Source organism: Curtobacterium sp. MCJR17_020 (assembly GCF_003234365.2).
GTDB lineage: Bacteria > Actinomycetota > Actinomycetes > Actinomycetales > Microbacteriaceae > Curtobacterium.
In genome coordinates this window covers 1575811-1602399 of the sequence record NZ_CP126260.1, presented here as the reverse complement: position 1 = coordinate 1602399, position 26589 = coordinate 1575811, and the positions used below count along the sequence as shown (strand labels likewise).

Below are 26589 nucleotides of genomic sequence, written 5' to 3'. Positions count from 1 at the left end.
TGCGGTCCTTCCCGGATGGTGCTGAGGGTGGTTCAGACCCGCAGGTCACCGGGTGGAGGGCGCCTGGAGCTGGTTCGCATCGGACTCTACGGAGGACTTCGAAGAACCCCCGTCCGACGCGCTGGCGCCGCTCGTCTTCTCAGACGCGGCGGTGCCGGTGGTGCTGCCGGCAGTGCCCTCGGCCTTCGCGTCGGTGCTGGTGCTGCCCGTGGTCGGGCCCGTCTCCTTGCTCGTCGACGTGTCGCCCTGCTTCGCAGCGAGGGGGACGTCGTTCAGCAGGGAGTTCGGCACCTGGTTCTCCGTGCTCGCGGTGGCCTGGTCGGCGACCGCCGGGGTCGGCGTGCCGTAGACCCGGCCCGTCTTGGGGTCGAGGTAGACCGGCGTGGAGTTCGCGATCATCCCGAGGGACTGCGCGTTGCGGGCCAGGTTCTGCGGCGAGTCGAGCACCCGGAGTTCCTCGGACAGCGACTGCTGCGTGCGGGACAGGTTCGTCTGCTCCGCGCCGAGCGCGCTCAGCGTGTAGGCCCCCTGGCTGAGCACCATGCTGATGCCGAGCTGGGCGAGCAGCAGGACGCCGAGGGCGACGACCGCGGTGACGGCGTAGCCGATGCGGGGGCGAGCGCGGCGCTGCGCCGCGGTCGGCGTGACCTCGACGAGCTCCGGTCGGCTCTGGCGGTCCGGGCGCGGGGCGCGGGGCGCGACGACGGCGGGGTCGACGAGTGCGAGGTTCGTGCTCATGTCACTTCCGGATCCGCTCGGCCGCGCGCAGGCGCACGGGTGTTGCTCGGGGGTTGGCGGCGCGCTCGGCCTCGTCGGCCAGCTCGGCGCCCTTGACGATCAGGGAGAAGGTGGGGGCGTGCTCGGGGAGCTCGACCGGCAGCCCGGCGGGGGCGCTCGACTTCGTGCGCTCCACCAGTGCTCGCTTGACGATGCGGTCCTCGAGCGACTGGTAGGACTCGACGACGATGCGACCGCCGACCGCGATGGCGTCGAGCGCCGCCGGGATCGCACGTTCGAGGACGCTGAGTTCGGCGTTGACCTCGATGCGCAGCGCCTGGAACACGCGCTTCGCGGGGTGGCCCTGGCGCTGGATCGCGACCGGGGTCGCGTCGTGGAGCACCTGGACGAGGTCGCCGGACATCGTGAACGGTGCGCTCGCGCGGCGGTCGACGATGGCCCGGGCGTAGCGGCCGGCGAGCTTCTCCTCGCCGTAGCGCTGGAAGATGCGGCGCAGTTCGCCCTCGTCGTAGGTGGCCAGCACGTCGGCGGCGGTCTGCCCCTCGGTCCGGTCCATGCGCATGTCGAGCGGGGCGTCCTGGCTGTACGCGAAGCCGCGCTCGGCCCGGTCGAGCTGCAGCGAGCTGACCCCGAGGTCGAACAGCACGCCGTCGACCTGGCGGAAGCCCTCGCCCTCGATCGCGTCGACGATGCCGTCGTACACGGTGTGCACCAGGCGGACGCGGTCGCCGAAGCGGGCAAGGCGCTCCCCCGCGATGCCGAGGGCGTCGGTGTCACGGTCGAGACCGATCAGCGTCAGGTCCGGGAACCGCTCGAGCAGCCCCTCGGAGTGTCCGCCCATGCCGAGCGTGGCGTCGACGACGACCTTGCCCGGTCCGTCGAGCGTCGGCGTGAACAGGTCGACGATGCGCTCGAGCATCACCGGCGTGTGCGGGAAGCGTGGTGTCCCGTTGTCGTTGTCGGCCATGTGCAGCCCCTCGTCTTCCGGGCCGCGGGTCCGGATCCCCATCCATGCGACCTGACATCGGGGAAGTGATGTCAGGGCTTCACGGCTGGGAGTCCCGATCCACGGATCAGAAGATCCCCGGGATCACCTCCTCGTCGTTGTCGGCGAACGCCTCTTCGGCTTCGGCGTAGTAGGCCTCCCACGCGGTGGTCGACCAGATCTCGGCACGGTCACCGCTGCCGATGACCGTCAGGTCCCGTTCGAGCCCCGCGTACTCACGGAGGTTCTGCGGGATCGTCACGCGGTTCTGCTTGTCGGGCTGTTCAGCGCTGGCCCCCGAGAGGAACAGGCGCATGTAGTCCCTGGTGCGCTTCGACGTCATCGGTGCGGTCCGGATGCGTTCGTGGAGTTCCTCGAACGTCCGGGCGCTGAAGACCACGACGCAGCGTTCCTGGCCGCGGGTCATCACGAGTCCCCCGGACAGTTCGTCCCGGAACTTGGCGGGGAGGATCACGCGACCCTTCTCGTCGAGCTTCGGGGCATGAGTACCGAGCAGCACGTCGGGCCTCCCCTCCGCTCCACCGGACCGTTGCGAGCCCCACTTTACTCCACTGCCCTCCCCGCGGCCAGGATTCCGCTCCCTTTTCGCCCCGTGGCACCCCTTTTGGGGCCCTTTCGGCAGCGCCGGGGCCCGGCCGGCCGTGGCGGATGCCCGTCGTACCGGGGATCCGGGCGGGGGTGCCGGGTGTGGAGGAAAGTGGAGGACTTTCGCAGCCAGTGGAGCGTCCCGTGGCGCGCCGGGGTACCGCGAGCCACGGCGAGCCACGGCGCCGAGGTTCCACGACATGCCGCGCGTGAGTCGCCGAGGTTCCACAAACGGACGCCCGGGCGCGCGAGATGCCCAGATTTCGGAACCTCGACGGGGGTGCCCGCCACGGGGACGCTCCGGGAACGCGAAACGGGGCCGACCCGAAGGCCGGCCCCGTCTCGAGGGAGGAGTGTGGAGGGCTGCTACTGCCCCTGGTCGTTCCGCTTGTCCCAGCGGTCGTTCATGCGGTCCATGAAGGAGCCGCCGCCGCCGTTGACCGGGCGGGCTGAACCGCCGGACGCGGGCTTGCCCGGTCGAGCGGGCTTCGCCTTCGGGGCACGCATGCCCGGGCGCAACGCGAAGAGGACACCGGCGAGCATCACGACGAAGCCGAGGATGCCCAGCAGCGGGGCCTTGATCACGAGACCGACGATCACGATCGCGACGCCGGCGAGTGCACCGAGCACCCCGAGCGTGATGGCTGTGTACGTCGGACGACCCTGTCGACGTGTGACACGCGCCACGAAATCGGAATCGTTCTGGTAGAGGCTGCGCTCCATCTCTTCGAGAAGGCGCTGCTCCTGTTCCGAGAGCGGCATCTTGGTTCCCTCTGTTCCTGGGATCGACGCGGGGTTGAACAACCGGGCTGGAAAACACTCGGTTGAGTGGACCGATTCTATGTCCCAACCGCTCCACTAGGGTAGGGACTGTGGCTGAGAGTACGCGATTAGTGGACCTCGTATCGGCGCGTATCGACCGGGCACTCGACGAGCAGCGTGAACGGCTCCTCGCGATCAGCCCCGATCTCGCCCCGTTCGACCTGTACGCCCGAGATCTGCTGTCCGGCGGCAAGCGCTTCCGGGCGCTGTTCTGCTACTGGGGGTGGCAGTCGGTGGCGGGCCGTTCGGGCTCGTTCGACCCGCTCGCCGAGGGCTCCCGCCAGACCACGGCCGAGGCGATCGTCACGGTCGCCGCGGCGCTCGAGGTGTTCCACGCAGCGGCGCTCGTGCACGACGACATCATGGACCGCTCGGACACCCGCCGCGGGCGTCCTGCAGCACACCGCCGCTTCGAGTCCCTCCACCAGGAGTCCGGCTTCGTCGGCGACCGCGGGCAGTACGGCACGAACTCGGCACTGCTGCTCGGTGACCTGCTGCTGTCGCTCAGCGACTCGGTGTTCGACGAGGGCCTCGCGCTCCTCGACCCCGTGCGCGCACGCATCGTGCGCCAGGAGTTCCACGCGATGCGCCTCGACGTCACCGCGGGCCAGTACCTCGACGTGCACGAAGAAACGGCCTGGCCCGTCATCGACGAGTCCGAGCACCTGCTCCGCGCCCAGCGCGTCATCGTCTTCAAGTCCGCGAAGTACTCGATCGAGGCACCGCTCGTCATCGGCGCGCTGGTGGCCGGCGCGAGCGACTCGCAGCTCGAGGGCCTCCGCGCCTTCGGGCTCCCCCTCGGCGTCGCCTACCAGCTACGCGACGACATGCTCGGCGTCTTCGGCGACCCCGAGGTCACCGGCAAGCCCGCTGGCGACGACCTGCGCGAGGGCAAGCGGACCGTGCTCATCGCCTCGGCCCGCAAGGCGCTGGCCAGTGGCCCGCGGCAGCTGCTCGACGAGCTCCTCGGCGACCCCGACCTCGACGAGGAGCAGGTGCAGATGCTCCGCGCCACCCTCACCGAGTCCGGTGCGGTCGCCGCGGTCGAGCGTTCCATCGACCGGCACGTGCAGCGTGCGAAGGCGGCGCTCGACGCGTCGCCGTTGACGCCGTCGGCACGAGAGCAGCTCGCGTCGCTGGCCGACACGGTCAGCCGCCGGTCGTCCTAGACGCGACCCCAGGACAGACGGGAGGCCCGTGGCGACACCGCCACGGGCCTCCCGTCCATCCGGAACGCGTCTAGAGCAGCGACTGGGCCACGCGACGAACCTCGGCCTTGCGTCCGGCGCGCAGCGCCGCGATGGGCGAGACGCCCATCGAGTCGTCGACCGTGAGCATCCAGCGGACGGCTTCGTCGTCGGTGAAGCCGTTGTCGCTGAGCACGGTCAGGGTGCCGCGCAGCTCGGGCATGGGCTCGCGGTCCTCGAGGAACTCGCTCGGCACGCGCAGGACACCACCGACGCGGGCCGCCAGCAGGGTCTTCTCCTCGAACAGGCGGTGGATCCGGCCGGGGCTGGTGCTGAACAGGTCCACCAGTTCGGGGACGGTCAGCCAGCGCTCGGAGAGGGAGAGGTCGTCGACGGGTGCAGCACTCACACGCCCATGGTGCCAGAGCGGGGCACCGAGTGAGTACGCAACGTTCGTCACATTCGTCACACGCACCACATCCGGCTCTCTGGTTGACTTGGGAATCACACCATGCCAGCGTTGTGCCACCTGTGAGTGCGCGCATGCACGCGCACGGGACAGTCGAGATCAGGAGAAACCGTGGACAACGCTGCAGACGAAGCCGCCCGGCGCGCACGATCCGCCCGGTTCGCGACCATGCCCATCGTCCTCGCGGGCACGATCGCGGTGACCGCCGGCCTGACCGGCCCGGTCGCCCACGCCGAACCGCGACACGACGACGCGGACTCGAACCACAAGCGTCACGTCGACCAGGACCGCTACGTCGGCAGCCGTCCGGTCTTCGGCACCGCGGTCGCACGTCCGTCGCAGACCGTCGTCACGACGGTCGCCGCGACGACGAAGGCAGCGACCCCCACGACCTACACCGTCCGTCAGGGCGACACGGTCTCGGGCATCGCCGCCCGGTTCGGCCTGTCGGCGCAGGAGGTCTTGGTGCGCAACGGCCTCGGCTGGAACACGATCATCCACCCCGGGCAGACGCTGCACCTGGCGTCGACGCCCGCGGTGACCACGGCGCGCACGATCACGAGCGCCGGATCGACGTCCGGCTCCGGGTCGAGCACCTCGAGCTACCACGTGAAATCGGGCGACACCGTGTCCGGCATCGCGTCGCGGGTCGGCGTGTCGACCACGGCGCTCCTCAGCGCCAACAAGCTCTCGCAGCGCAGCGTGATCTACCCCGGTCAGACGCTCCGGGTGCCGCACGGCTCGTCCGGTGGCGGCTCGGTGTCCACGGCCGCAGCGTCGTCGGGTTCGTCGGGTTCGTCGAAGTCGAGTGTGAAGATCTCCTCGGGCGACACGATCGGCTCGATCGCTGCGTCCCACCACGTCTCCGTAGCCACACTGCTGTCGGCGAACGGCCTGACCTACACGAGCACGATCTACGCGGGCAAGACCCTCGTCATCCCGTCGTCGAGCACTGCTGCGACGACCGCCGCGGCTCCGTCGCGTGCCGCGGTGAGCGCCGCCGTCGGACTGAGTGCCGAGCAGCGCCAGAACGCGGCCACCATCGTCGCCGTCGGCCGCTCCCTCGGGGTGTCCGACCGCGGCATCGTCGTGGCCCTGGCCGCCGCGATGCAGGAGTCGAGCCTGCGCAACCTGCCCCACGGCGACCGCGACTCGGTCGGCCTGTTCCAGCAGCGGCCGAGCCAGGGCTGGGGCAGCGCGGCGAAGCTGCAGGATCCGGCGTACGCGACGAAGCTGTTCTTCGGCGGTCGCAGCAACCCGAACGTGGGCAAGACCCGCGGGCTGCTCGACGTGCCCGGGTGGTCGTCGATGAGCATCACCGACGCCGCCCAGGCCGTGCAGCTCTCTGCCTACCCCAAGGCCTACGCCAACTGGGCGAGCGCCGCCCAGGGCTGGCTGGCCACCCTCTGAGTCTCATCCGGAAGATCGAGATTGGGTCACGACCGGTGCGCCGGTGCGGTGTCGTGCAGTCTCGATTCGTAGAATGCCGCCGATGACCACCAACGCCGCCACGGATCCGATGATCGGTCGCATGATCGATCAGCGGTACCGCGTCCGCTCCCGCATCGCGCGCGGGGGCATGGCGACCGTGTACCTCGCGACCGACGTCCGCCTCGAGCGACGCGTCGCGATCAAGATCATGCACGGGCACCTGGCCGACGACCAGGCCTTCCGTGAGCGCTTCATCCAAGAGGCGAGGTCCGCCGCGCGGCTGTCCCACCCGAACCTGGTCGGCGTCTACGACCAGGGCGCCGAGGACGACACCGCGTACATCGTCATGGAGTACATCCCGGGCATCACGCTGCGGGACCTGCTGCAGGAGCACCACGCCCTGACGCCCGAGCAGGCGACCGACATCCTGCGCGCCGTGCTGGCCGGACTCGCCTCGGCCCACCGCGCCGGCATCGTGCACCGCGACCTGAAGCCCGAGAACGTCCTGCTCGCCGACGACGGCCGCATCAAGCTCGGCGACTTCGGCCTGGCCCGGGCGACGACGGCGAACACCGCGACCGGGGCCGCCCTGCTCGGCACGATCGCGTACCTCTCCCCCGAGCTGGTCACCCGTGGCGCCGCCGACTCACGCAGCGACATCTACGCGCTCGGCATCATGCTCTACGAGATGCTCACCGGCGAGCAGCCCTACAAGGGCGAGCAGCCGATGCAGATCGCCTACCAGCACGCGAACGACACGGTGCCCGTCCCGAGTGCCGCGGTGGCCGGCGTCCCGCCCGAGCTCGACGAGCTCGTCGCCTGGTCGACCGCCCGCGACCCCGAGGACCGCCCGCGCGACGCGCGCGAGATGCTCGACCACATGGCGGGCAACCAGCAGCGTGCCACGGGTCAGTACCGGACCGCCGTGCTGCGGCCCGAGAACGCGACCGCGATCCTGCCGTCCGGCGGCGGGGCCGCTGCTGGTGTCGGCGCTGCTGCCGCTGGTGCCCGCGCTGCTGCCGCCGACGCACCGGCGGCCACCGAGGCCACGGCGATCATCGACAGCCCCGACCGCGGGCGTCCCACGACCCGAGGCCGCAACACCGGTCCGGGCCCGCGCCGCACGGGCGCGCAGCCCGGCGTGCTCTCGCCCGCGGGACAGCGCCTGGCCGACCTCTCCGCGAAGCGTCGCAAGCGCGGCTGGATCGCGCTGTCGGTCTTCGTCGTGCTCCTGCTCATCGGCGCGGGCTTCGGCTGGTACTTCGGGCCGGGGCCGGGTGGCAACGTGCGCATCCCCGAAGTGACGGGCAAGTCGGTCTCGCAGGCCCGGCAGCTGCTCGAAGCCCAGGGCCTGCACGCGGCGTCGAAGACCGGAACCCGGTTCGACGCCGTCGTCGCGAAGGGACAGGTGTCCATCACCAAGCCGGCCGCGAAGCGCGAGGTGCAGAAGGGCACGTCGGTGCAGCTCGTCGTGTCGAACGGGCCGAAGATGATCGCGCTGCCGACGATCGTCGGGCAGCCGCTCTCCACCGTCACCGCGGCGCTCGACGACGACTTCGAGCTGCAGGACAACCGGTACGAGTTCTCGGCCGACGCCGCGAAGGACACCGTCATCGCGGCGACCGGCCGGGCGTCCGGCGGCAAGGCGCTCGACCTGACGTCGGTCAAGGCCTACGGCGAGACCGGCCCGGTCACGCTCACGGTGTCCCTCGGCGCCGTGCCGGACGTCGTCGGGAAGACCGTCGACCAGGCCTCCGCCGAGCTCGACGCGGTCGGCCTCATCCTCGGCGCCCGCACCGAGGAGTTCAGCGAGGACGTCCCCTCCGGGCAGATCGTCTCCGCCGAGGTGCAGGACTCCCCCGCCGTGCGCGGCACCGCGATCGACGTCGTCGTGTCGAAGGGCCCGACGCCGATCACCGTTCCCGAGGACGGCGTCGTCGGCGCCACGATCAACGAGGCCACCGCGACGCTCGAGGGCCTCGGACTCAAGGTCGCCGTGCCGGACTGCACGAACATCCTGTGCGGGTTCTACGACTGGAAGTCGAAGCTCCCCGTGACCGGTACTGACCCGGGCGCCGGGGCCACGGTGTACCGCGGCGACACGGTGACGCTCTCCTACGACCAGTAGCGGTCGCGCGCGCCTGCCCCGAGTCTCGGCCTGAGCGACAGTTCTCGCGCTCTCGGACCCGAGGACTGTCGCCTGCCCCGAGACTCGGGTCGGGCCCGAGACGCGCCGGAACGGCGGACGGGAGGCACGGTGCCAGCTGGCACCGTGCCTCCCGTCCGAAGGTGGTCGCGCTAGGCGCGCACGTGCGGGTGCGCGCCGAGCTCCTCGGCCACGAGGAACGCGAGCTCGAGCGACTGCATGTGGTTCAGCCGCGGGTCGCACAGCGACTCGTAGCGGGTGGCGAGGGTGGCCTCGTCGATGTGCTCCGACCCGCCGAGGCACTCCGTGACGTCGTCACCGGTGAGCTCGACGTGCATGCCGCCCGGGTAGGTACCGACCTGCCGGTGCGCCTCGAAGAAGCCGAGGACCTCGTCCACGACGTCGTCGAACCGACGGGTCTTGTAGCCGGTGGGCGTGGTCAGGCCGTTGCCGTGCATCGGGTCGGTGACCCACAGCGGGTTGGCGTCCATGCCCTTGATCGCCTCGAGCAACTTGGGCAGCTCGTCGCGGATCTTGCCGGCACCCATGCGCGTGATGAACGTCAGGCGGCCGGGCTCGCGGTTCGGGTCGAGCTTGTCGACCAGGGCCTTCATGTCGTCGACGCTCGTGGTCGGGCCGAGCTTCACGCCGATCGGGTTCCGCACCCGCGACAGGAAGTCCACGTGGGCACCGTCGAGGTCACGCGTGCGCTCCCCGATCCAGATGAAGTGGCCGGAGGTGTCGTAGGCCAGACCGGAGCGCGAGTCGATGCGGGTCATCGGGCGCTCGTAGTCCATGAGCAGACCCTCGTGCGACGCGTAGAACTCGACGTGCTTGAGCGCCTCGAAGTCGGCACCGCAGGCGTCCATGAAGCGGATCGCGCGGTCGATCTCCTTGGCGAGGTGCTCGTACCGGGCGTTCGCCGGGTTCGACGCGAAGCCCTTGTTCCACGAGTGCACCTGACGCAGGTCGGCGAAGCCCCCCTGGGTGAAGGCGCGGACGAGGTTCAGGGTCGACGCGGCCGTGTGGTACCCCTGCACGAGGCGGCGCGGGTCGGCCGTCCGGCTCTCCGGCGTGAAGTCGTAGCCGTTCACGATGTCGCCGCGGTAGGCGGGCAGCGTGACGTCGCCGCGGGTCTCGAAGTCGCTCGAGCGCGGCTTGGCGAACTGCCCGGCCATGCGACCCATCTTGATGACGGGCATCGACGCACCGTAGGTCAGGACGACGGCCATCTGCAGGATCGTCTTGACGCGGTCGCGGATGGAGTCGGCGGTCGCACCGGCGAAGGTCTCGGCGCAGTCACCGCCCTGCAGCAGGAACGCCTTGCCCTGTGCGGCGGCGGCGAGCCGCTCGCGGAGCTTGTCGACCTCGCCCGCGAAGACGAGGGGTGGCAGCGTGGCGATCTCGGCCGAGGCGGCCTCGGCCGCCGCGGCGTCCGGCCACGTGGGCTGCTGCTTGATGGGGAGCGTGCGCCAATAGTCGAGACCCTCGATGACGTCCGGATCCTGCAGGGCGACGAAGTCGGTCGACTCGGGCAAGGGCGTTACCTCGGTGTTCTGTGCGGGCGGCCCGCCTGGCCGCCGGAAGGCGGCAGAACGGGCGTCCTGGCGGAGTGCCGGGACCATCAGAGCCTAACGTGCGGGCGAGGACTTCCGTTCCCGCATGACTGCCTCGCGTGCGGAGCTCGCGCGTTCCTTGACGCTCGTCGCGTAGACGTCGACGTACTCCTGACGGCTCAGCCCCGCGAGCTCGTGCATGACCTCGTCGGTGACGCTGCGCAGGATGAACCGGTCGGTCTCGAAGCCCTGGAAGCGCGAGAAGTCGAGCGGCTTGCCGAAGACCACGCCGACGCGCTTGATCTTCGGGAAGCGCTGCCCGATCTGCTGCACTTCACGCGTGCCGACCATGGCGACGGGGACGACGAGCACCCGGCCCTCGAGGATCATCCGCGCGATGCCGGTGCGACCGCGGTAGAGCTTGCCGTCGGGGCTGCGCGTGCCCTCCGGGTAGATGCCGAGCTGCTCGCCGCGTGCCAGGACCTGCAGGCCGGTGCGGAGCGAGGCCTCGGACGCCTTGCCGCCGGAGCGGTCGATCGGCAGCTGGCCGATGGCGTTGAAGAACGTCTTCGTCGCCCAGCCCTTGAGTCCCCGCCCGGTGAAGTAGTCGCTCTTCGCCAGGAAGGACAGCCGCCGGTCGAGCACGGCCGGCAGGATCACCGAGTCGATGAACGAGATGTGGTTGGACGCGAAGATGACCGGGCCCCTGGCGGGGACGTTCTCACGGCCGACCACCCACGGGCGGAACAGGGTGAGGATGAGCGGGCCGAGCAGGAAGTTCTTCAGCAGCCAGTAGGTCATCGACGACTCCAGGTGGTGGGGCGGGCTCGAGTGACCCTACGCCGTGCGGGCCTGCACGCGCTTACGCCGTGCGGGCGTGGATGCGGGCCAGGTCGGCGGCGCCGACGACTCCGGCGTCGTTCACCAGCTCGGCGATCACGAAGTCCGGCTCGGGGTGGTAGCCACGCGCCGGCAGGTTGTTGAGGTAGGCCTGCTTGATCGGGTCGAGCAGGCGGTCCCCCGCGCTGGCGACCCCGCCGCCGAACACGAACAGCTGCGGGTCGAGCACCGCGGACAGCGAGGCGCAGGCCTCACCGAGGTGGCGGCCGAGGCGACGGAGCGCCGCGAGGGCACCCGGGTCGTCGGCCAGGATCAGGTCGCCCACGATGTGCCCGTCGAGCTCGCCGCCGTTGGCTTCGCGCGCGTCGGCCAGCGCGGACCCGATGCCGCCTGCGTCGGCGACGTCGTTCGCCATCCGCTGCAGGGCACGGCCGGAACCGTACTGTTCGATGCAACCACGCGCGCCGCAGCCGCAGGGCAGACCGTTCGGCACGATGCGCAGGTGGCCGATCTCGCCGCCGGTGCCGAACCCGCCACGGAACAGGCGGTCCTCGGTCACGATGGCGCCGCCGACACCGGTGCCGATGGTCAGCATCGTCATGTCGGAGACGAGCCGGCCGGCGCCGAAGCGGAACTCGGCCCACCCGGCGGCGTTGGCGTCGTTGTCGACCGTGATGTGCAGGTCACCGAGGCGCTGCTGCAGCTTCTGGCGCAGGGGCTCGTTCCGCCACCGGATGTTCGGCGTGTAGTAGACGATCGACTGCGAGGCGTCGATGAAGCCCGGGGCCGCGACGCCGACCGCGCCGACCTCGTGTCCTGAGCTGAGTCGCTCGACCATCGAGACGACGTCGTCGAGCATGGCGTTCGGGTCCGCAGCGTTGGTGGCCACGCGGTCCTCGGCGATGATCTCGCCGAGTTCCGTCACGACCGCTCCCGCGATCTTGGTGCCCCCGATGTCGATTCCGATGGCGTGCACGGTCCAAGAGCCTACCGGTTCACCGCGAACTCACGGAACGCCCGGTGACGCGTCCTATGCTGGCTGTGTCGCCTCGCAGGATGAGGCGCACTCGAATCGAACCGGCAGACAAGGGAGTCACCGTGAACGATCAGCGACCCGAACGCGCCAGCGTCACCACCGACGGTGCTCTCGCCGACAGCGCGGTCACCGACAGCGTCGGCGTTCCGACCGGGAGGCGCGCCTCGCGTCCGACCAGCGGCCCCGTCGCTCCTGACCACGGCTCCGCAGCGCGGCTGCTCGGCGACCGCGCCCGGCTGACGCCGTCGCGTCCGATCCTCGCCCAGCGCCACGGCGACACGTGGACGACGATCACCGCCGGCGAGGTGCTGGCACGGGTCCGCGGCATCGCGAAGGGCTTCGTCGCCGCCGGCCTCGAGCCCGGCGCCCACGTCGCGATCCTGTCCCGCACCCGCCTGGAGTGGACCCTCGTCGACTTCGCGGTGTGGACGGCAGGCCTGGTCTCCGTGCCCGTCTACGAGACGAGCTCCCCCGACCAGGTCCGGTGGATCCTCTCCGACTCCGAGGCCGTCGCGATCGTCGTCGAGCAGGAGGAGCACGCGCGTCGGGTCGCCTCGATCGCACCGGACCTGCCGCACCTCGGGCAGCACTGGACGATCGACGGCGGCGGGCTCGACGACCTGACCCGGCTCGGCGAGGACGTCACCGACGACGAACTCGACGCGCGGACGGCGTCGGTGCACGGCCACGACGACGCGACGATCATCTACACCTCCGGGTCGACCGGACGCCCGAAGGGGTGCGTTCTGCGGCACGACAACTTCACCGCGACGGTCGAGAACGCCAGCGTCGCGATGCCCGAGGTCGTCGCGGACGGTGCCTCGACCCTGCTCTTCATCCCGATGGCCCACGTGTTCGCCCGGTTCATCGCGGCGATGTCCGTGTCCGCCGGGGTCCTGGTCGGCCACGAGCCGGACACGAAGGACCTCATGCAGGCCGTGTCGTCGTTCAAGCCGTCCTTCCTGCTGGCGGTCCCCCGGGTGTTCGAGAAGATCTACAACGCGTCCGAGCAGAAGGCCGACCTCGGCGGCAAGGGGAAGATCTTCCGGGCCGCTGCGGACACCGCGGTCGCCCACTCCGAGGCGCTGGCCACCGGTCGGGTCCCGCTCGTGCTCGGCCTGAAGTTCAAGCTGTTCGACAAGCTCGTCTACGCGAAGCTCCGGAACGCCCTGGGTGGCCGCACCGAGTACGCGGTCAGTGGCTCGGCACCGCTCTCACCGCGACTGTCGCACTTCTTCCGGTCGATCGGCGTGCTCATCCTCGAGGGCTACGGGCTCACCGAGACGACCGCGCCCGCCACCGTGAACCGCGCGGCTGACCTGCGCATCGGGACGGTCGGCCCGGCACTCCCCGGGGTCGAGATCCGGATCGCCGACGACCAGGAGATCCTGATCCGCGGCGTCGACGTGTTCGACCGCTACTGGCGGAACGACGAGGCCACCGAGCAGGCCTTCACCGACGACGGCTGGTTCCGCACGGGCGACCTCGGACGGCTCGACGACGACGGCATCCTGACGGTGACCGGACGCGCCAAGGAGCTCATCGTCACCGCGAGCGGCAAGAACGTCGCACCGGCACCGCTCGAGGACGGCGTCCGCGAACACCCGCTCATCGGGCAGGTCGTGGTCGTCGGCGAGGGCAAGCCCTTCATCGCCGCCCTCGTCACGCTCGACCGCGAGATGCTCCCGGGGTGGTGCGAGAGCCGTGGGATCACCCCGGCGCTCTCCGCGCACGAGGCCGCGTACGACGAGCGCGTGCTCACCGCCGTGCAAGAGGCGATCGACACCGCGAACGGCCGGGTCTCACGAGCCGAGTCGGTCCGGTCGTTCACGATCCTGGACACCGAGCTGACGGAGGGCTCCGGACACCTGACGCCGAAGCTGACGATCAAGCGGTCGGTCATCCTTCGAGACTTCGCGGCGGACATCGACCACATCTACTCCGGGTCGAAGGTGCAGACGACCGCGACGCCCGTCATCGAGGAGCGTCGCGGTCGCCGCGTGTAGCGCCCCGTCGTCTCGGCGTACCGGGCCGTTCCGGGCGTACCGGGTCGACTCTTCCGACCAGGTACGCCCGATTCCGCCAGGTGCGCGCGGGGTGCAGGCGCACGCGGGGCTCAGGCCTCCGGCGACTGCTCCGTCGCGGGGGCGTCGAGGACGGCGGTCGCACCGGTGGCGACGGTGGTGTCGGCCGGACGACGGTTGGTGCGGGTGCGGTGGGAGCTGATCTCGTCAGTCTGACTGGTCATGCGGGAGTCCTGGGGGGATGGGATGGTCGTCGGTGGGAGGCCGACGCGGATACGGTACCTCTTCGTCAGGACAAAGCGACAATCCCCCGTGGGGGTGTCATGAGCAGGCACTCATGACCAACGGATCAGTGGAACCACTCCTGCGCCCGGATGTCCCGCAGCGCCTGCCGTCGGACCTCTGGTTCGAGCGTCATCACGTAGACGGTCCCGTCCAGGTGGTCGACCTCGTGCTGCAGCGCCTCGGCCATCAGCCCGGTGCCCTCGAGCACCACCTCGGCGCCGTCGACGTCGACGCCGCGGACCTTGGCGTACGGGTGCCGCCGGGTCGGGTAGCCCAGACCGGGGACGGACAGGCACCCTTCCTCCATGAGCTCGGGCTCCCCCGAGACCTCGACGATCTCGGGGTTCAGGACGTACCCGACCTCGCCGTCGACGTTGTACGAGAACGCGCGGAGTCCGACACCGATCTGCGGCGCGGCCACACCGGCGCGGCCGGGCTCCTTGACGGTGTCGATCAGGTCCTGCACGAGGTCGCGGACCCCGCTCGACCCGAGTGCCGCCGGAGCGATCGGGTCCGCAGGCGAACGGAGGACGGGGTCGCCGAACAGGCGGATGGGACGGACGGTCAATTTACTGCAGCACCACCAGGAGGTCGCCGGCGTCCACCTGCTGGGTCGCCGGGATCGCGAGACGGCCGACGGTGCCCGCCACGGGCGCCGTGATGGCCGCTTCCATCTTCATCGCCTCGATGCTCGCCACGGCCGCTCCGGCCTCGACGACGTCACCGACGGCGACCTTGAGCGTCACCACACCGGAGAACGGCGCGGCGACGTGCTTCGGGTCGGACTTGTCGGCCTGCTCGGCGACCTTCGTCTCGACCTCGATCGATCGGTCGCGGACCGAGACCGGGCGGAGCTGCCCGTTCATCGTGGCCATGACGGTGCGGATGCCCTTGTCGTCGACCTCGCCGATCGCCTCGAGCCCGACGAACAGGTTGACGCCCTTGCCGAGCGGCACGACGTGCTCCTGCCCGGGGCGCAGCCCGTACAGGTAGTCGACGGTCGGCACCACGGACAGGTCGCCGTACTGCTCGCGCACCCGCCCGAACTGCGCCGTGGGCTGCGGGAACAGCAGTCGGTTCAACGCCTGCTGGCGCTCGGGCCCGGCGGCGTCGAGGTGCGCGCGCTCGGCGTCCGGCACCGGGGTGATCTCGAGGCGGACGTCGCGGCCCGCCAGGACCTTCGTCCGGAACGGCTCCGGCCAGCCACCCGGCAGGTCTCCGAGCTCGCCGGCCATGAACCCGACGACGGAGTCCGGGATGTCGTACTTGTCCGGGTTCTGCTCGAAGTCGGCCGGGTCGGCGTTCACCGCGGCGAGCTGCAGCGCGAGGTCACCGACCACCTTCGACGACGGCGTGACCTTGGTCGGGCGTCCGAGGATCCGGTTCGCCTCGGCGTACCAGTCCTCGACCTGCTCGAACCGGTCGCCCAGGCCGAGCGCGATCGCCTGCTGGCGGAGGTTCGACAGCTGACCACCGGGGATCTCGTGCTTGTAGACCCGACCCGTCGGACCCGGCAGCCCGGACTCGAACGGGGCGTAGGCCCGACGGACCGCCTCCCAGTAGGGCTCGAGGTCGCCGACCGCGTCGAGGGACAGTCCGGTGTCGCGCTCCGTGTGGGCCAGGGCGGCGACCAGCGCGGACATGCTCGGCTGGCTCGTCGTGCCGGCCATCGGCGCCGAGGCGACGTCCACCGCGTCCGCACCGGCACGCGCGGCGGCGAGGAGCGTCGCGAGCTGCCCACCGGCGGTGTCGTGCGTGTGCACGTGCACGGGCTGGTCGAAACGCTCGCGCAGCGCGCCGACGAGCTTCTCGGCGGCGCCGGCGCGGAGCAGGCCGGCCATGTCCTTGATGCCGATGACGTGCGCGCCGGCCTCGACCATCTGCTCCGCGAGGCGGAGGTAGTAGTCCAACGTGTACAGGTCCTCGGCAGGATCGAGGAGGTCGGCGGTGTAGCAGAGCGCCGCTTCGGCGACGGCCGTGCCGGTCGCGAGCACCGCCTCCAGGGCCGGTCGCAACTGGCTGACGTCGTTGAGCGCGTCGAACACGCGGAAGACGTCGACGCCCGTGGCGGCGGCCTCGGCGACGAAGGCGTCCGTCACCTCGGTCGGGTACGGGGTGTAGCCGACCGTGTTGCGGCCGCGCAGCAGCATCTGGATCGGGATGTTCGGCATCGCCTCGCGCAGCGAGGCCAACCGCTCCCACGGGTCCTCGCCGAGGAACCGGAGGGCGACGTCGTACGTCGCACCGCCCCAGGCCTCGACGCTGAGCAGCTGCGGCGTGAGCCGCGCGACGTACGGCGCGACCGCGACGAGGTCCTTCGTGCGGACGCGCGTCGCGAGCAGCGACTGGTGCGCGTCGCGCATCGTCGTCTCCGTCACCGCGAGCCGGGTCTGGGTGCGGAGTGCTCTCGCCCACTCGGCCGGGCCGGTCGCCAGCAGCAGGTCGCGCTGGCCCTCGGGCACCGGGGTGCCGAGATCGAGGGCGGGGAGCTTCGCGCTCGGTTCGGTGACCAGCGGCGACCGCTCACCGTTCGGCTTGTTCACCGTGACGTCGGCCAGCCAGTTCAGGACCTTCGTGCCGCGGTCCTTCGACACGTGGCCGCTGAACAGCTGCGGGCGCTCCTCGATGAACTTCGTCGAGACGTCGCCACGGGCGAAGTCCGGGTCCTCGAGCACGGCCTGCAGGAACGGGATGTTCGTGCTGACGCCGCGGATCCGGAACTCGGCGAGGGCACGCTTCGCACGGGCGACGGCCGTCGGGAAGTCGCGTCCGCGGCACGTCATCTTGGCGAGCATCGAGTCGAAGTGCGGGCTGATCTGCGCACCGGTGGCGACCGTACCGCCGTCGAGGCGCACGCCGGCACCGCCGGGGCTGCGGTACGTGGTGATGCGGCCGGTGTCCGGCCGGAAGCCCTGCGTCGGGTCCTCCGTCGTGATGCGGGTCTGCAGCGCGGCCCCGTGCACGGAGACGGTGTCCTGCGACAGGCCGAGGTCGGCGAGCGACTCGCCCGAGGCGATCCGCATCTGCGACTGCACCAGGTCGACGTCGGTGACCTCTTCGGTGACGGTGTGCTCGACCTGGATGCGCGGGTTCATCTCGATGAAGACGTGCTGCCCCTCGCGCTCGCCCTCGGTGTCGAGCAGGAACTCGACGGTGCCGGCGTTCACGTAGCCGATCGAGCGGGCGAAGGCGACCGCGTCGCGGTGCAGCGCCTGCGCGATCGCGGGGTCGAGGTTCGGCGCCGGGGCGATCTCGACGACCTTCTGGTTGCGGCGCTGCACGGAGCAGTCCCGCTCGAACAGGTGGATCGTGCCCGCCTCTGTGCCCGTCGCGTCGGCGAGGATCTGCACCTCGATGTGCCGCGGCCGGATCACCGCCTGCTCGAGGAACATGGTCGGGTCGCCGAACGCACTGTCGGCCTCGCGCATCGCCGCTTCGAGCGCTGCACGGAGTTCGGGCTTGGTCTCGACCCGGCGCATGCCACGACCGCCACCACCCGCGACGGCCTTGGCGAACACCGGGAACCCGATGGCATCGGATCCGGCGATGAGCTCCTCGATGTCACGACTCGCCGGGGTGCTCGCGAGGACCGGGACGCCGGCTGCGATCGCGTGCTCCTTCGCGGTCACCTTGTTGCCGGCCATCTCGAGCACGTGTTCGCCCGGACCGATGAAGGTGATGCCGGCTTCGGCGGCCGCGGCGGCGAGCTCCGGGTTCTCGGACAGGAAGCCGTACCCCGGGTAGATCGCGTCGGCGCCCGACTCGCGGGCCACGCGGATGATCTCGGAGACGTCCAGGTACGCCCGGACCGGGTGGCCCCGCTCACCGATCAGGTAGGCCTCGTCGGCCTTCAGGCGGTGCAGGGAGTTCCGGTCTTCGTAGGGGTAGACGGCGACGGTGCGCGCCCCCAGTTCGTACGCGGCACGGAACGCGCGGATGGCGATCTCACCACGGTTCGCCACGAGGATCTTGCTGAACACGACGTCCCTTTCAGCCCGGGTTGAGGTGAGACAACCCTAGTGGCGGTAACGTTGCTGATCGTGCATGTACTCAGCGTGAGCTCCCTCAAGGGCGGTGTCGGCAAGACGACGGTGACGCTCGGCCTGACTTCGGCCGCCTTCGCCAAGGGACTGCGCACGCTGGTGGTGGATCTCGACCCGCAGTCCGACGTCTCCACCGGCCTCGACATCAACCTCGCCGGACACCTCAACGTGGCCGACGTCCTCGAGAACCCGAAGGAGAAGATCGTCCGTCAGGCGATCGCACCCTCCGGGTGGACGAAGGGCTCGCAGGGCAAGATCGACGTCATGGTCGGGTCGCCCTCGGCGATCAACTTCGACGGGCCGCACCCCTCCATCCGCGACATCTGGAAGCTCGAAGAGGCCCTGGCCAACGTCGAGCAGGACTACGAGCTCGTGCTCATCGACTGCGCGCCGTCGCTGAACGCCCTCACACGCACCGCGTGGGCAGCGTCCGACCGCGTCACGGTCGTCACCGAGCCCGGCCTGTTCTCCGTCGCCGCCGCCGACCGCGCACTCCGGGCCATCGAGGAGATCCGCCGCGGTCTCTCCCCCCGCCTGCAGCCGCTCGGCATCATCGTGAACCGCGCCCGGGTCCAGTCGCTCGAGCACCAGTTCCGCATCAAGGAACTCCGCGACATGTTCGGCCCGCTCGTCCTGTCGCCGCAGCTGCCCGAACGCACCTCGCTGCAGCAGGCGCAGGGTGCCGCGAAGCCCCTGCACGTGTGGCCCGGCGAGTCCGCGCAGGAGATGGCGCGCAACTTCGACCAGCTGCTCGAGCGCATCATGCGGACCGGCAAGATCGGCCCGTACGCCGACGGTGCGGGTGCTGCTGGCGCGTAGGGCGCTGCTGCGCGGGCGCGACGCGCTGCTCACGTCCGCCGAGCGGTCGGCAACTGTCGGCTGACGGCTGCGCAAACGACGGTTCGTGACCACTCGGCGACGCGCGCACGGCGGTTCATGACCACGCGCCGACTGCCGGGAGGCCCATCCCAGCCCCGGAAGACACGCCCGGCCCCGGCTCGCCCAGCGGTCACGACGTACCGCTCACGTCCGTCGAGTGGTCAACAACTGTCTGCGGACGGCCGCGCGGACGACAGTTCGTGACCACTCGGCGACGCACACACCGCAGTTCGCGACCACTCGGGCCGATCCGCGGGACGAGAAACTGGTCAGGAAGCGCGGGAAGCGCGACGCGCGGCGAGCTCGTCGGACGGGTCGGCCGCAGCAGAGGCATCGAGCTCGACCAGGGAGGTCTCGACCTCGCGCAGGACCTTGCCGACCGCGATGCCGAAGACACCCTGACCGCGGGACACCAGGTCGATGACCTCGTCGTCCGAGGTGCACAGGTACACCGAAGCGCCGTCGGACATCAGGGTGGTCTGGGCGAGGTCGGACACGCCCGACTCGCGGAGCTGGTTCACAGCGGTGCGGATCTGCTGCAGCGAGATGCCGGTGTCGAGCAGGCGCTTCACGAGCTTGAGCACGAGGATGTCGCGGAAGCCGTACAGACGCTGCGAGCCGGAGCCGGCAGCGCCGCGGATGGTGGGCTGCACGAGTTCGGTGCGTGCCCAGTAGTCGAGCTGTCGGTACGATATGCCGGCTGCACGTGCGGCGACGGTGCCGCGGTAGCCGTTCTGCTCGTCGTGTTCGGGGAGGCCGTCGGTGAAGAGCAGCCCGAGGTCGTACCGCGTCGTGTCCGACTCGGTGCCTGGGGTGTCGTTCCCACTCATGCGCTTGCCTTCCACGACGATCGAGCTCCCACCCGAAGGTTCAACGACGGGTTGAGAGTTGTTCCGAGGTCAACGGTAGCGACTCCGACCGCTCCCGCGCGGGACATCCGACTCGGCGCGTCCGGCGTGTCGAGGATACGCCCCACCCACTGACGCACAAGCCCCCGCGGAGCACCGGAACGGATCATGCGTCGAGACGACCGATCGCCGCGCGGATGAGGCTCGAGCGGATGACCTCGAGCTGGACGGCGATCTCGCGTGCGAGTTCCGTGGCCTTCGCCCGCGACGTCGCATCGCCCCGGCGGGACACGGGCATGAGCGCGGATTCGATGAGTCCGACCTCGCGCTCGGCGGTGCTGCGGAGCGTGCGCAGGTGCCGCGGCTCGATGCCGGTCCGCTGCAGCTCGACGAGCGCCTTGAGGACGGACACGCTGTCCTCGCCGTAGGTCTCGGTGGCGGGGAGCAGTGACGCGGAGACCGCGTCGGCCAGGAGCATCGGGGACGCGCCGGCCGCTCGGGCCGTCTCGTCGCGGGTGTACCGGCGCTCGCGCCCGAGTATCGAGGGACGCGGGGCGTCTCCACCGCCGGGCAGCACGGGCTCGCGCCCCGCGTCGAGGTCGGCGAGGTAGTCCTTGATGACCTTGAGCGGCAGGTAGTGGTCGCGCTGCAGGCCGAGGATCACCCGGAGGCGGTCGACGTCGGCCGCCGAGAACTTGCGGTACCCGCTGGCCGTGCGGACCGGCGTGACGAGCTCGCGCTCTTCGAGAAAGCGCAGCTTGGAACTCGACAGGTCCGCGAACTCGGGCTTGAGGCGAGCGAGAACCTGCCCGATCGTGAGCAGGTCCGGTGCCGCTGACCCCGCCCGGGCCGCAGCGGACCGTGCGGCCACTACGCGTTCGCCAGGCGCGCCAGGTCGACCCGGGACGCGTAGAACGTCAGACGGAACTTGCCGACCTGGACCTCGGCCCCGTCGGTGAGCGGCGCTTCGTCGATGCGTGCACCGTCGAAGTACGTGCCGTTCAGCGAGCCGTTGTCCTTGACCGTGAAGGCCGTGCCCTGCCGCAGGAACTGCGCGTGCTTGCGGGACACCGTGACGTCGTCGAGGAAGATGTCGGCGTCAGGGTGTCGACCGGCCGTCGTGACGTCGGAGTCGAGGAGGAACCGCGCACCCACGTTCGGACCGCGGCGCACGACGAGCAGCGCCGATCCGGACGGTAGGGCGTTGACCGCCTCGCGCTCTTCGGCTGACACACCGGACTCGGCGGTGAGCGCCGCGCCCATGTCCATGCTGAAGGTCAGCGTGGTGTCGACCAGCCGCTGCTCCGGGGTCTTCTGACCGTCGGGCTGCGGGACCACTGGATCTGGCATCGGTGGACCTCCTCCTCTTGGCCCACCAGCGTATCGGAAAGGAGGGCTCCAGCGGCAGCCCCGAACTGGGCCTGTGGACGATCGTCCGCGGTGCGCGAACGCGCGGTCCGGGTTCAGCGACCGCGCGCGAGCAACCAGAGCAGGTACGGGGCGCCGACGACACCCGTCACGACGCCGACGGGCAGGGCGTTCCCGGGGATCGCGAACTGGGCGATGAGGTCGCTGCCGAGGGTGATCGCCGCTCCCACCGCGGCGGCCGGACCGAGGGCGACGCGGCCTCCACCGACGAGCCGACGGGCGATCGGCGCCGCCATCAGTGCGACGAACGACACAGGCCCCGCCGTGGCGACCGCAGCGGCGGTCAGGCACACCGCGGTGAGGAGCAGCAGCACCTTCGCGCGGTCCGGCCGGAGCCCGAGGGCCGCCGCGACCTCGTCGCCGAGCGTCAGGACGGTCAGGCGCGACGACTGCAGCAGGGCCAGCAGGAACAGCACGACGAACGCGACGCCGAGCACGCCGACCAGGTTTCGGTCGACGGCGTTCAGGCTGCCGGACAACCACAGCAGCGCGGTGCCGGCCTGGGTGACGGTGCCGCTGGTGAGCATCCACCCCGTGATGCTCAGGCAGATCGCCGAGACCCCGACCCCGACGAGCACGACCCGGTTGCCGGTGATCCCCCGCCGCCAGGCCAGTCCGGCGATCACGACCGAGACGACGACTGCGCCGACGAGCACGACCGAGAACAGGGTGCCGCCGGACGCCCCGAACAGCACGATCGCCGTGAGCCCCGCAGCGCTGGCACCCGAGGTGATGCCGATGACGTCCGGGCTCGCGATCGGGTTGCGGACGACGCTCTGCACGATGGCGCCCGCGACCCCCAGGCTGGCGCCGACCAGGACCGCGCCGAGCACCCGGGGGCCGCGCAGCTGTCCGATGACGAAGTCCGAGATGCGGTCGCCCTGTCCGAACAGCGCGCCGACCACCTGCGCCGGGGTCAGCGGGATCGAGCCGACCCCGAGTCCGACGAGCACCAGCGCGACGAGCAGCACCACCACGGCGGCCAGCACGACGAGCTCGCGCCGGACGCCGACGAGACCTCGCCGGAGGCCGACGACCCCACGGTCGCGACGCACGGTCCCCGCACCGCTCACAGGCCCCGCACCGCCCTCGACCGCACGAGCGCGATGAACACCGGCGCACCGATGAGAGCCGTGACGATGCCGACCTGCAGCTCCCCCGGGTACGCCACGACGCGACCGATGACGTCGGCCACCAGCAGCAGCGCCGGCGCGACGATCGCGGACAGCAGGATGGTCCACCGGTGGTCGGGGCCGCTCAGCCGACGGACGGCGTGCGGCACGGCGAGCCCGACGAAGGCGATCGGCCCCGCGGCGGCCACGGCCGAGCCGGCGAGCAGCACCGTCACGAGTCCGCCGACGGCCCGGACGAGCACGACGCGTTGCCCGAGCGACGCCGCGAGCTCGTCGCCGAGGGCGAGCGTGTTGAGCGAGCGGCCCAGGCCGAACGCGATCGCGAGACCGATCAGCACGGGCGCCGTGATGATGCCGGCGGTGCCGAGGTCCTTGCCGGCGAGGGCGCCCACCTGCCAGAACCGCAGCTGGTCGAGCAGGCTCGCGTTCGTCACGAGCACCGCCGTCGTGATCGACGACAGCGCGGCGGCGACCACGGCACCGGACAGCGCGAGGCCGACCGGCGACAGTCCGCGCCGGGCGACGGCGGCGATGCCGTAGACGAGCAGTGTCGCGAGGGCAGCACCGAGGAAGGCGAACGGCAGGTAGGCCGCCGTGCCGCTCACCCCGAAGAGCGCGATGCCGGCGACCACGGCGAGGGCCGCCCCGGAGTTGATGCCGAGGACGCTCGGGTCGGCGAGCGGGTTGCGGGTCACCCCCTGCATCACCGCGCCGGCGACACCGAGGGCGGCACCCGCGAGGAGCCCGACGACGGTACGTGGGACGCGGTTGCCGAGCACGATCAGCCCGACCTCGTCGTTCCGCCCCGGGTTCAGGACGGTGTCGAGCACGGTGTGGAGCGGGATCGGCCGGGATCCGTAGGCGATCGACAGCGCGCACGCCACGGCGAGGACGACGACGGCCAGCACGGTCGCCCCGACCAGACGGGAGACGGAGGCGGGCGCCGGTGGCGCGGACGTGGAGGAGCGCATGGGAAGTAAGGCAACCCTAATGGACACCCGGGCGACCCTCATGGACACCCGGGCGACCGAACCGGCAGGCCACTCGGCTTCCCCCGAGCAAGCCCGGAGCAGTCGCTGGGTCCGTTCATAGGCTCGTCATTGGATCGCCGCCTGTACTGGTCTCCATCGACACCCGCCCGGGTCGTCGAGGGACGACCGGAGAGCACCGATGAACGAGACCCCGAACCCCGCCGCCGACGCCGACCGCGAGCACGACGAGCAGGGCACCGCCCGGACCGACGGCACGCAGCAGCAGCGGCAGCAGCAGGCGTACGGGATGAGCTGGGAGGCACCCCACGCCGACCCCGCCACCCTCCGTCCGGCCTACGCCTTCGACGGCTCCGGCCCGTACCTGTACGGCCCGGACGGATCCGGTCCCTACGCCTACTCCCCCGACGGCCGCGGCCCGTACCTGATCGGCAGCCCGGCACTCACCGGCACCCACCACGCCTGGGCGCACACCGCTGCGGCGGCGAACCACCCGGGAGCGAGCGCGAAGCGCCCGCGTCGCCTCGGGCTGATGATCGGCTCCGGCATCGCGGCCCTCGCGATCGTCGGTGCCGCCGGCGGCACGGCCCTCGGCCTGTCCTCGCAGAGCACGACCACGACGTCGAGCCAGTCGCAGGGCACCACGACGCTTCCCGACACCGGCAGCGGCACGGGCAGCAGCGACGGCACGAACGGCTTCACGGTCCCCGGAGACGGCAGCGGCACCGGGAGCGGGACCGACGGCAGCGGCACCGACGGCAGCACCGGCACGAGCACCGAGTCCGCCGCCACCGCAGCGACCGCCGCCCAGAAGAAGGGCGTCGTGACGATCAACACCGTCCTGAACTACGACGAGTCCTCGCAGGCGGCCGGCACCGGCATGATCCTCAGCTCGAACGGCACGGTCCTGACGAACAACCACGTCATCCAGGGCGCCACGAGCATCACCGTCACCGACGAGACCACCGGCAAGGAGTACAAGGCGGACGTGGTCGGCACCGACGCCACGAACGACGTCGCCGTGCTGAAGCTCGAGGATGCCTCCGGCCTGTCCACCGTCACGCTCGACGACGACGGCGAGCCGAGCACCGGCGACACCGTCACCGACGTCGGCAACGCCGAGGGCACGGGCAACCTGGTCGCCGCCGAGGGCACCGTCACGGCCACCGACCAGGACATCCAGGTGCAGAGCGAGTCCGGCACCGGCACCGAGTCGCTGTCCGGCCTGATCGAGATCGCGGCGAACATCGTCTCCGGCGACTCCGGCGGCCCCGTGGTCGACAGCGAGGGCGAGGTCGTCGGCATGGCGACCGCGGCGTCCTCGGGCACCGCGGACGTCACCGGCTACGCCATCCCGATCACCACCGCGAAGGCGATCGCCGAGAAGATCCTGGCCGGGGAGTCCTCGAGCACGATCACCATCGGTCTGCCCGCGTTCCTCGGGGTCCAGGTCAGCAGCACCGCGGGCACCACGGGCGGCGTCGCCGTCGCCGGCACGGTCGAGGGTTCCGGTGCCGCGAGCGCCGGCCTGGCCGAGGGTGACACGATCACGAGCCTGGGCGGGACCACGGTCACGACGTCGGACGAGCTCACCGCGGCCGTGCAGTCGCACTCCGTCGGCGACAAGGTCGTGGTCGGCTACACCGACAGCTCCGGCGCCGCCAAGACCGTCACCGTCACCCTGACCGCCGGCCCGGCCGCCTGAGCGGAAGGGAGCAGCGCCCGCACCACCGACCGGTACACGTTGGCCAAGCGGGCACAGTGTCTGGAATCCGTTCAGCCGAGCAGCGCCCGCACCACCGACCGGTACACGTTTGCCAAGCGGGCACAGTGTCTGGAATCCGTTCAGCCGAGCAGCGCCCGCACCACCGACCGGTACACGTTTGCCAAGCGGGCACAGTGTCTGGAATCCGTTCAGCCGAGCAGCGCCCGCACCACCGACCGGTACACGTTTGCCGGGGAGTCCGTCTGGAAGGCGGTCTCCCCGGCTTCCGTCTTGCCCACGCGGGCGAAGCCGATCCCCTCGGCGCGCACGATCGTCACGGGCTTCGGCTTGCCCGGTCGACGCAGGTACGACACCGTCCACGGCGCGGCCCAGAAGCGCGCGAGCCGCGGGTCCGCCTCGACGAGGGCCTCCGGCAGGTCCGGTGCGTCGGAGCCGCCGGCCAGCCGGCGGCCGAGCAGGTGCCCTGGGAGCGACCCCGTGCGGAACGGGAAGGTCCACGTCGGGCCGATGCCGAGCCTCCCGGCCGTCAGCGCGACCGCGCGGTCCGGCGTGACGGACGCGACCACCGCGCCCGCCTCGGCGGTCCCGTCCACGACGGTCTGCGACCAGGCCTGGAGGCGCGACTCGCCACCGCCCTGCATGTGCTGTTCCAGCGTGACCGGCTGGGCATCGCCCTGCCACGGCTCGAGCAGGGTCTGGGTCGACTCCGGCAGCGTGCCGAGTCGGCCGACGAGGCCCGCTTCGATGAGTTCGCGGCCCGCCGCGGTGCGGAGGAGCGTCGGGTTCCACCGGCGTCCGGCGAGGCTCTTGAGCGTGCCGACCGCGTCGGCGCTCAGGCGGGGGCCGTCGAGGTCCAGGCCGGGCGCCGGGGTGGGCAGCGGCTCGAGGTCGCGCTCGGGGCGGACCGGGGACGGCTCGGTGGCGCGGACGCTCTCGAGGACCGCGAACACGAGCTCGTCGGTCTCGAGCAGTCGCGCCAGGGGGCGTTCGATCGTCAGGTCGACGCGGTGCCGCCCGGTCACGAAGAGCAGGTGCGCACCCGCGACGTCGCCGTGTTCGTCGGGACGGACGTACTCGACCAGGCGCGCGGGGGCCCCGGCGGCGGTCCAGGTGTCGCAGCCGACGAGCAGCAGCCCCTCGACGGAACCGGGAAGTCTCGCGAGGAGGCCCGTGTTCTCGTCGCCGATCGCGCGGTCGCTGGGTCGGGATCGGACGGTGAGGACGATGTCGTCGCCGGTGACGCGCAGGTCCGCCTGGGCAGAGTCCTCGCGGCGCCACTGGTCGGGGCGGCGGAGGGTGAGGCGGGCGGTGCGGTCCTCGGTGCCGAGCGGGACGGGGACTGCCATGGCACGAGGCTACGTCGGGTGGGGGTTGCGGAGGGGTGCGGCTCGCCGTGCGCGCGCGGGCGGGTGCGTGCG

General features: G+C 71.2%; 23 protein-coding genes. 6 read left to right on the top strand and 17 right to left on the bottom strand.

The genetic code is table 11. The annotated features are described in order from the left end of the window. Nucleotides 1-45: 45 nt before the first annotated feature. The 4 genes from ftsL to DEJ14_RS07605 all read right to left on the bottom strand — a co-directional run bounded on the left by ftsL (nucleotide 46) and on the right by DEJ14_RS07605 (nucleotide 3091). Entirely contained in the window at nucleotides 46-738 is a 693-nt protein-coding gene (gene ftsL, locus DEJ14_RS07620) for a cell division protein FtsL (protein WP_111085793.1), read from the bottom strand. A 1-nt stretch (nucleotide 739) separates the two neighbouring features. Further along, entirely contained in the window at nucleotides 740-1705 is a 966-nt protein-coding gene (gene rsmH / locus DEJ14_RS07615) for a 16S rRNA (cytosine(1402)-N(4))-methyltransferase RsmH (protein WP_111085814.1), read from the bottom strand. Between the two features lie 106 nt (nucleotides 1706-1811). After that, nucleotides 1812-2243 carry a division/cell wall cluster transcriptional repressor MraZ gene (gene mraZ, locus DEJ14_RS07610; RefSeq protein WP_071254530.1) on the bottom strand — a complete coding sequence of 144 codons (432 nt, stop codon included), beginning with the start codon at nucleotides 2241-2243 and terminating at the stop codon, nucleotides 1812-1814. 452 nt (nucleotides 2244-2695) lie between these two features. Continuing rightward, nucleotides 2696-3091, bottom strand: coding sequence for an SCO2097 family morphological protein (locus DEJ14_RS07605; RefSeq protein WP_111085794.1), 396 nt, complete (start codon nucleotides 3089-3091; stop codon nucleotides 2696-2698). 110 nt (nucleotides 3092-3201) lie between these two features. Here DEJ14_RS07605 and DEJ14_RS07600 point away from each other — a divergent pair, with 110 nt between their 5' ends. Continuing rightward, complete coding sequence (locus DEJ14_RS07600; RefSeq protein WP_111085795.1) at nucleotides 3202-4320, top strand: polyprenyl synthetase family protein; 1119 nt, start codon at nucleotides 3202-3204, stop codon at nucleotides 4318-4320. Nucleotides 4321-4390: 70 nt separating this feature from the next. On the opposite strand, the gene DEJ14_RS07595 is transcribed toward DEJ14_RS07600, so the two are convergent. Then, the gene (locus DEJ14_RS07595) at nucleotides 4391-4747 is read right to left on the bottom strand and encodes an Rv2175c family DNA-binding protein (RefSeq protein ID WP_111085815.1); all 357 of its coding nucleotides are present in this window, start codon (nucleotides 4745-4747) and stop codon (nucleotides 4391-4393) included. Nucleotides 4748-4918: 171 nt separating this feature from the next. Between DEJ14_RS07595 and DEJ14_RS07590 the strand changes: the two genes are divergently transcribed. Further along, nucleotides 4919-6217, top strand: coding sequence for a LysM peptidoglycan-binding domain-containing protein (locus tag DEJ14_RS07590; RefSeq protein WP_111085796.1), 1299 nt, complete (start codon nucleotides 4919-4921; stop codon nucleotides 6215-6217). Between the two features lie 82 nt (nucleotides 6218-6299). Continuing rightward, complete coding sequence (gene pknB / locus DEJ14_RS07585; RefSeq protein ID WP_111085816.1) at nucleotides 6300-8366, top strand: Stk1 family PASTA domain-containing Ser/Thr kinase; 2067 nt, start codon at nucleotides 6300-6302, stop codon at nucleotides 8364-8366. Between the two features lie 170 nt (nucleotides 8367-8536). On the opposite strand, the gene DEJ14_RS07580 is transcribed toward pknB, so the two are convergent. From DEJ14_RS07580 to DEJ14_RS07570, 3 genes are all read right to left on the bottom strand, one after another. Next, nucleotides 8537-9922, bottom strand: coding sequence for a class II 3-deoxy-7-phosphoheptulonate synthase (locus DEJ14_RS07580; RefSeq protein ID WP_111085797.1), 1386 nt, complete (start codon nucleotides 9920-9922; stop codon nucleotides 8537-8539). Between the two features lie 93 nt (nucleotides 9923-10015). After that, nucleotides 10016-10741 (bottom strand): lysophospholipid acyltransferase family protein, encoded by a 726-nt coding sequence (locus tag DEJ14_RS07575; RefSeq protein ID WP_111085798.1) that lies wholly within the window; start codon nucleotides 10739-10741, stop codon nucleotides 10016-10018. Nucleotides 10742-10802: 61 nt separating this feature from the next. Next, nucleotides 10803-11756 carry an ROK family glucokinase gene (locus DEJ14_RS07570; protein WP_111085799.1) on the bottom strand — a complete coding sequence of 318 codons (954 nt, stop codon included), beginning with the start codon at nucleotides 11754-11756 and terminating at the stop codon, nucleotides 10803-10805. Nucleotides 11757-11878: 122 nt separating this feature from the next. On the opposite strand from DEJ14_RS07570, the gene DEJ14_RS07565 reads away from it, so the two are divergent. After that, on the top strand, nucleotides 11879-13822 hold the full coding sequence (locus tag DEJ14_RS07565) for an AMP-dependent synthetase/ligase (protein WP_181437568.1): 1944 nt from the start codon (nucleotides 11879-11881) through the stop codon (nucleotides 13820-13822). Between the two features lie 110 nt (nucleotides 13823-13932). Here DEJ14_RS07565 and DEJ14_RS07560 read toward each other — a convergent pair whose 3' ends face one another. The 3 genes from DEJ14_RS07560 to DEJ14_RS07550 all read right to left on the bottom strand — a co-directional run bounded on the left by DEJ14_RS07560 (nucleotide 13933) and on the right by DEJ14_RS07550 (nucleotide 18105). Continuing rightward, the gene (locus DEJ14_RS07560; protein WP_258373296.1) at nucleotides 13933-14064 is read right to left on the bottom strand and encodes a hypothetical protein; all 132 of its coding nucleotides are present in this window, start codon (nucleotides 14062-14064) and stop codon (nucleotides 13933-13935) included. Between the two features lie 125 nt (nucleotides 14065-14189). Further along, nucleotides 14190-14693: a peptide deformylase gene (locus DEJ14_RS07555; RefSeq protein WP_111085801.1), complete on the bottom strand. Its 504-nt coding sequence runs from the start codon at nucleotides 14691-14693 to the stop codon at nucleotides 14190-14192. 1 nt (nucleotide 14694) lies between these two features. Then, nucleotides 14695-18105: a pyruvate carboxylase gene (locus DEJ14_RS07550; RefSeq protein WP_111085802.1), complete on the bottom strand. Its 3411-nt coding sequence runs from the start codon at nucleotides 18103-18105 to the stop codon at nucleotides 14695-14697. A gap of 60 nt (nucleotides 18106-18165) precedes the next feature. On the opposite strand from DEJ14_RS07550, the gene DEJ14_RS07545 reads away from it, so the two are divergent. Next, nucleotides 18166-18987, top strand: coding sequence for a ParA family protein (locus DEJ14_RS07545; protein ID WP_111085803.1), 822 nt, complete (start codon nucleotides 18166-18168; stop codon nucleotides 18985-18987). Between the two features lie 329 nt (nucleotides 18988-19316). Here the strand turns inward: DEJ14_RS07545 and DEJ14_RS07540 are convergent, their stop codons facing one another. The 5 genes from DEJ14_RS07540 to DEJ14_RS07520 form a co-directional block, all read right to left on the bottom strand. Next, entirely contained in the window at nucleotides 19317-19877 is a 561-nt protein-coding gene (locus DEJ14_RS07540; protein ID WP_111085817.1) for a MerR family transcriptional regulator, read from the bottom strand. Between the two features lie 184 nt (nucleotides 19878-20061). Then, nucleotides 20062-20766, bottom strand: a complete 705-nt coding sequence (gene ftsR / locus DEJ14_RS07535) for a transcriptional regulator FtsR (protein WP_111085804.1) — start codon at nucleotides 20764-20766, stop codon at nucleotides 20062-20064. Further along, the gene (locus DEJ14_RS07530; protein WP_111085805.1) at nucleotides 20766-21245 is read right to left on the bottom strand and encodes an FHA domain-containing protein; all 480 of its coding nucleotides are present in this window, start codon (nucleotides 21243-21245) and stop codon (nucleotides 20766-20768) included. Before DEJ14_RS07530 ends, ftsR begins: the two co-directional genes overlap by 1 nt. 113 nt (nucleotides 21246-21358) lie before the next feature. Continuing rightward, the gene (locus DEJ14_RS07525) at nucleotides 21359-22378 is read right to left on the bottom strand and encodes a FecCD family ABC transporter permease (protein WP_258373297.1); all 1020 of its coding nucleotides are present in this window, start codon (nucleotides 22376-22378) and stop codon (nucleotides 21359-21361) included. Between the two features lie 14 nt (nucleotides 22379-22392). Further along, a complete protein-coding gene (locus DEJ14_RS07520; protein WP_111085806.1) occupies nucleotides 22393-23427 on the bottom strand; it encodes a FecCD family ABC transporter permease in 1035 nt (344 codons plus the stop codon). Nucleotides 23428-23626: 199 nt separating this feature from the next. On the opposite strand from DEJ14_RS07520, the gene DEJ14_RS07515 reads away from it, so the two are divergent. After that, the gene (locus DEJ14_RS07515) at nucleotides 23627-25150 is read left to right on the top strand and encodes a S1C family serine protease (RefSeq protein ID WP_258373298.1); all 1524 of its coding nucleotides are present in this window, start codon (nucleotides 23627-23629) and stop codon (nucleotides 25148-25150) included. 209 nt (nucleotides 25151-25359) lie between these two features. On the opposite strand, the gene DEJ14_RS07510 is transcribed toward DEJ14_RS07515, so the two are convergent. Beyond that, the gene (locus DEJ14_RS07510) at nucleotides 25360-26517 is read right to left on the bottom strand and encodes a hypothetical protein (protein WP_111085807.1); all 1158 of its coding nucleotides are present in this window, start codon (nucleotides 26515-26517) and stop codon (nucleotides 25360-25362) included. Nucleotides 26518-26589: the final 72 nt, after the last annotated feature.

Coding starts and splice junctions, on each gene's coding strand:
- DEJ14_RS07510 (WP_111085807.1), bottom strand. CDS start 26,517: ATGGCAGTCCCCGTCCCGCTCGGCACCGAGGACCGCACCGCCCGCCTC.
- ftsL (WP_111085793.1), bottom strand. CDS start 738: ATGAGCACGAACCTCGCACTCGTCGACCCCGCCGTCGTCGCGCCCCGC.
- DEJ14_RS07560 (WP_258373296.1), bottom strand. CDS start 14,064: ATGACCAGTCAGACTGACGAGATCAGCTCCCACCGCACCCGCACCAAC.
- DEJ14_RS07530 (WP_111085805.1), bottom strand. CDS start 21,245: ATGCCAGATCCAGTGGTCCCGCAGCCCGACGGTCAGAAGACCCCGGAG.
- pknB (WP_111085816.1), top strand. CDS start 6,300: ATGACCACCAACGCCGCCACGGATCCGATGATCGGTCGCATGATCGAT.
- rsmH (WP_111085814.1), bottom strand. CDS start 1,705: ATGGCCGACAACGACAACGGGACACCACGCTTCCCGCACACGCCGGTG.
- DEJ14_RS07540 (WP_111085817.1), bottom strand. CDS start 19,877: ATGAGTGGGAACGACACCCCAGGCACCGAGTCGGACACGACGCGGTAC.
- DEJ14_RS07575 (WP_111085798.1), bottom strand. CDS start 10,741: ATGACCTACTGGCTGCTGAAGAACTTCCTGCTCGGCCCGCTCATCCTC.
- DEJ14_RS07520 (WP_111085806.1), bottom strand. CDS start 23,427: ATGCGCTCCTCCACGTCCGCGCCACCGGCGCCCGCCTCCGTCTCCCGT.
- DEJ14_RS07515 (WP_258373298.1), top strand. CDS start 23,627: ATGAACGAGACCCCGAACCCCGCCGCCGACGCCGACCGCGAGCACGAC.
- DEJ14_RS07605 (WP_111085794.1), bottom strand. CDS start 3,091: ATGCCGCTCTCGGAACAGGAGCAGCGCCTTCTCGAAGAGATGGAGCGC.